Origin of the sequence: Jatrophihabitans sp. (assembly GCF_036389215.1) — a bacterium.
Classification (GTDB): Bacteria; Actinomycetota; Actinomycetes; order Mycobacteriales; family Jatrophihabitantaceae; genus Jatrophihabitans_A.
Window position 1 is genome coordinate 1 of the sequence record NZ_DASVQG010000120.1, and the last position, 3,675, is coordinate 3,675.

5 protein-coding genes are annotated in these 3,675 nt (G+C 69.8%); 4 read left to right on the top strand and 1 reads right to left on the bottom strand.

Annotation, left to right across the window (positions count from 1 at the left end; genetic code table 11):
* The 4 genes from lepB to VF542_RS05475 form a co-directional block, all read left to right on the top strand.
* On the top strand, nt 1–911 hold a 911-nt coding region (gene lepB / locus VF542_RS05460; protein WP_408650692.1), incomplete at its 5' end, for a signal peptidase I.
* Nucleotides 908–1,381 carry an NUDIX hydrolase gene (locus tag VF542_RS05465; RefSeq protein WP_408650693.1) on the top strand — a complete coding sequence of 158 codons (474 nt, stop codon included), beginning with the start codon at nt 908–910 and terminating at the stop codon, nt 1,379–1,381. The genes lepB and VF542_RS05465, both read left to right, overlap by 4 nt.
* A complete protein-coding gene (locus VF542_RS05470; protein ID WP_408650694.1) occupies nt 1,382–2,272 on the top strand; it encodes a ribonuclease HII in 891 nt (296 codons plus the stop codon).
* Entirely contained in the window at nt 2,269–2,592 is a 324-nt protein-coding gene (locus tag VF542_RS05475; protein ID WP_408650695.1) for a DUF2469 domain-containing protein, read from the top strand. The genes VF542_RS05470 and VF542_RS05475 overlap by 4 nt, the downstream gene beginning before the upstream one ends.
* 65 nt (nt 2,593–2,657) lie before the next feature.
* Here VF542_RS05475 and VF542_RS05480 read toward each other — a convergent pair.
* The coding region (locus VF542_RS05480; protein WP_408650696.1) for an MFS transporter at nt 2,658–3,675 on the bottom strand (1,018 nt) is incomplete at its 5' end.

Below are 3,675 nucleotides of genomic sequence, written 5' to 3' on the forward strand. Positions count from 1 at the left end.
CGGCTCGGGCCGGCGGCCCGGCTCAGCCGCCGGTGACGGGCGGCAAGCCGGCGGCCGCGCGCAGCCGGCGGTGGTCGCGGTTCGAATTGCCGCTGCTGATCGCCATCGCCATCGCCATCGCCGTGGTGCTCAAGAGCTTCGTGGTGCAGCCGTTCTACATCCCGTCGCAGTCGATGGAGCAGACCCTGCACGGCTGCCCCGGTTGCACGGGGGACCGGATCCTGGTCTTCAAGCCGGTGTATCACGTCCGCGATCCGCACCCCGGCGACATCGTGGTGTTCCGAGCCCCGCAGGACTGGGACGAGCTCGCCGGCGTGCAGCTGTCCGGCAACCCGGTGGTGCACGCCGTGCAGCTGTTCGGCCAGCTGGTCGGGGTGGTGCCGCCGAGTGAGAAGGACCTGGTCAAGCGGGTCATCGCCGTCGGTGGCCAGACCGTGCGCTGCTGTGACGACAACGGCAACGTCGAGATCTCCGACCATGGCGCCAAGGGCCCGTGGCGAAGCCTCAACGAGCCCTATATCTATGAGAACAGCACCTGGAGCAAGTCCACGACGCCGGGCCAGCGCGGTGCCGACGACACCCGCAGCTTCGGCCCGGTGACCGTGCCCGAGGGCCGGCTATGGGTGATGGGCGACCACCGCAGCGACTCGGCCGACTCGCGCTATCACTGCGGCGACGTCGGCGGCGGCACGGGCTGCGACCCGATGAACAGCACGGTCGGCAACGACGACGTGATCGGCAAGGCGGTCGTGATCGCCTGGCCGCCGTCGCGCTGGCGCACCCTCGGTACCCCGAACACCTTCACCTCACACGGCATCCCGGCGGCGGGTGGCTCCCCGGCCGAGCCGGCTGCCGCGGCCCTGCTGGTGACCGCGGCGCTGGGCGGCTGGCGGCGCAGACGACGCCGGTGACCGCGGCCGCTGACCAGCCGGTTGCCCGCCAGGCCGGCCGGATCTTCGTCCTCGACGACGAGCGGCGAGTGCTGCTGATGCACGAACGGCGCGACATCGGCTCGGACCGTACGCACTGGATCACCCCCGGTGGCGGGGTGGAACCGGGCGAGAGCCTGGCCGAGGCCGCCCTGCGCGAGGTGTACGAGGAGACCGGCCTGCGGCTGGAACTGGACGCGGCGGCCGAACCGATGTATCAGGAGCGGGTGCGCTTCAGCATCGCCGGCCGCGACATCGACCAGACCAACTTCTACTTCCTGGTCCGGGTTCCCAGCGGCCTGCCGGTGCAGCCGATGGGCCACACCGACCTCGAGCAGCTGGTCGTGCTGGGCCACCGTTGGTGGTCACTCGCCGAACTGGCCGCCTCTGACGTCGTGCGGGAGCCGGTGACTATGGTCGAGCTGATCGAACGAGCACTGGCGGTGAGATAGGTGGCAACGACAGCTCGCAGAGCGCCGACTCTTCGCTACGAGCGCGAGGCCTGGCGGTCGGGAGCGGGCCTGCTGGCAGCCGTCGACGAGGTCGGCCGGGGCGCACTGGCGGGCCCGGTGTCGGTCGGCGTGGTGCTGTTGCCGCCCGGCTCCAAGCCGGCGCCGGTGGGGGTGGCCGACTCCAAGCTGCTCACCCCGGCGGCGCGCGAGCGGTTGGTGCCCCGGATCCGGCGATGGGCGCTGGACTGCGCGGTGGGGCATGCCTCGGCCACCGAGATCGATCGGATCGGCATCATGGCCGCGCTCCGGCTCGCCGCCGAGCGGGCGGTCAGCCAGCTGAGCGCCAAGCCGGACTGGGTGCTGCTGGACGGCAACCACGACTACCTCAGCGTCCGGGACGGGCTGTTCGACTGGGGCTTCGAGGAACCGGACCGGTGGCGCTGCCGGGTGCCGGTCCGGACGCTCATCAAGGGTGACCTGAAGTGCTCCTCGATCGCGGCGGCGTCGGTGCTGGCCAAGACCGAACGCGACAGCATCCTGATCTCGCTCGCCCAGCAGTACCCGCAGTACGGCTTCGAGGAGAACAAGGCGTACTCCTCGCCCCAGCACCACGCCGCGCTGCTGGAGCACGGGCCGTCGCAGGTGCATCGCTGCTCCTGGAACCTGCCCGGCCGGGACGGCTGGTGGGACCTGCCCGCCGGCTGGTCGGGCCTGATCGAGCGGGCCCGGCTGAACCAGCTGAGCGAGCTGGAGCAGCTGCCCGAACTGCTGGACCTGCCGCAGCGGTGTGCGCCCGTCGCCGCCGGGCCTGCTGAGTTGCCGGGCGGCCTCACCACGAGCGACGCGATAGGTGAGAATGGACAGATGATGTCCGCAGGGATCGCCCGATGAGTGCCGAAGACCTCGAGAAGTACGAGACCGAGATGGAGCTGCAGCTCTATCGCGAGTACAAGGACATCGTCGGCCAGTTCAGCTACGTGGTCGAGACCGAGCGCCGGTTCTACCTGACCAACGACGTCCAGTTGGTGCCACGCAACGCCGACGGCGAGGTGTACTTCGAGGTGACGATGCGCGACGCCTGGGTCTGGGACATGTACCGGCCGGCCCGGTTCGTCAAGAACGTCCGGGTGCTGACCTTCAAGGACGTCAACGTCGAGGAGCTGGAGAAGCCCGACCTGGACCTCGGTGGCAAGAGCCCGTTCGGCACCTGAGGACGGCCGGCCACGCCGGCGGCACTTGCCGGGGCACCTGAGCGAGCAAGGACTTGGTTACCGGCTCAGGCCGTGACCACCGCCTGTTCGGTGGTTGCGGAGGGCAGGCGCATGCCGGCCAGGGCCAGCGCGAGTCCTAGCGCGCAACCGGCCGCGCAGTACACCCACACGGCGCTGCCGACGGCTCCGTAGATCGCAACGCCGAGCACCGGTCCGATGGCGGCGCCCAGGTTGAACATGGTCTGCATCGAGGCGATATAGCGGCCGCGCAGTGGGGGCGGTGCGGCCCGGCCCGGGTAGGAGGCCATGGTCGGACCGGCAGTGATCTCGGCGATCGTCCAGATCAGCGTGCCGGCAATGAACACCCCGACCCCCCAGGGCAGGGCGTAGACCAGCTGGCCGACTGCCAGCAGCCCGAAGCCGGCGGTCACCACCAGGGCCAGCGGCAGGCGTTGGGTGAGCTTGGTCAGCAACAACTCACAGGAGATCACGATCAGGCCGTTCAGCGTCAGCGCGCTGCTGTACCAGATTGCCGCGGCACCGGCATCGGCCATCGCCAGCGGCAGCGTGCTGACGTACTGCATGTAGACGGTGATGTTCACCAGCACCGCAAGCAGGTAGAGCACGTAGCGACGATCAGCGAGCACCGCACGGTAACCGCTCCGCCGCCGGCCTACCGGATCGGACTCCGGATCCGGCGCCGCGGCGCCCTTGGGCCGGCCCGGCAACGTGAGGATCGCGATCAGCCCGTACACCACGGCGGTCACCGCATCACACCAGAACAGCAGCTGGTAGGACACCGCGATGAGTGCCGAGGCCAGCAGCGGCGCCGCGGTGGTGCCGATGTTCAAGGCCAGCCGGTATACCGCGAAGATCATTACCTGTTGGTGCGCCGGGGTTCGCTCCGACAGCATCGCGGCGGCAGTCGGAAGGTAGAACCTGCCGACCACGCCGACCAGGAAAACGGTGCTCAGCAGGAGTGGGAAGTTACCCAGGTAGAGCACCGCGATGAGCAGCGCCGCGTAGCCCGTCATGGAAGCGAAGGTGGCGATCCGCGGGCCCAGCCGGTCGGTGAAGGCGCCG

Bases quoted from the DNA above. Each gene is read 5' to 3' on its own strand.
- VF542_RS05475 (WP_408650695.1), top strand. From the start codon at position 2,269: ATGAGTGCCGAAGACCTCGAGAAGTACGAGACCGAGATGGAGCTGCAG.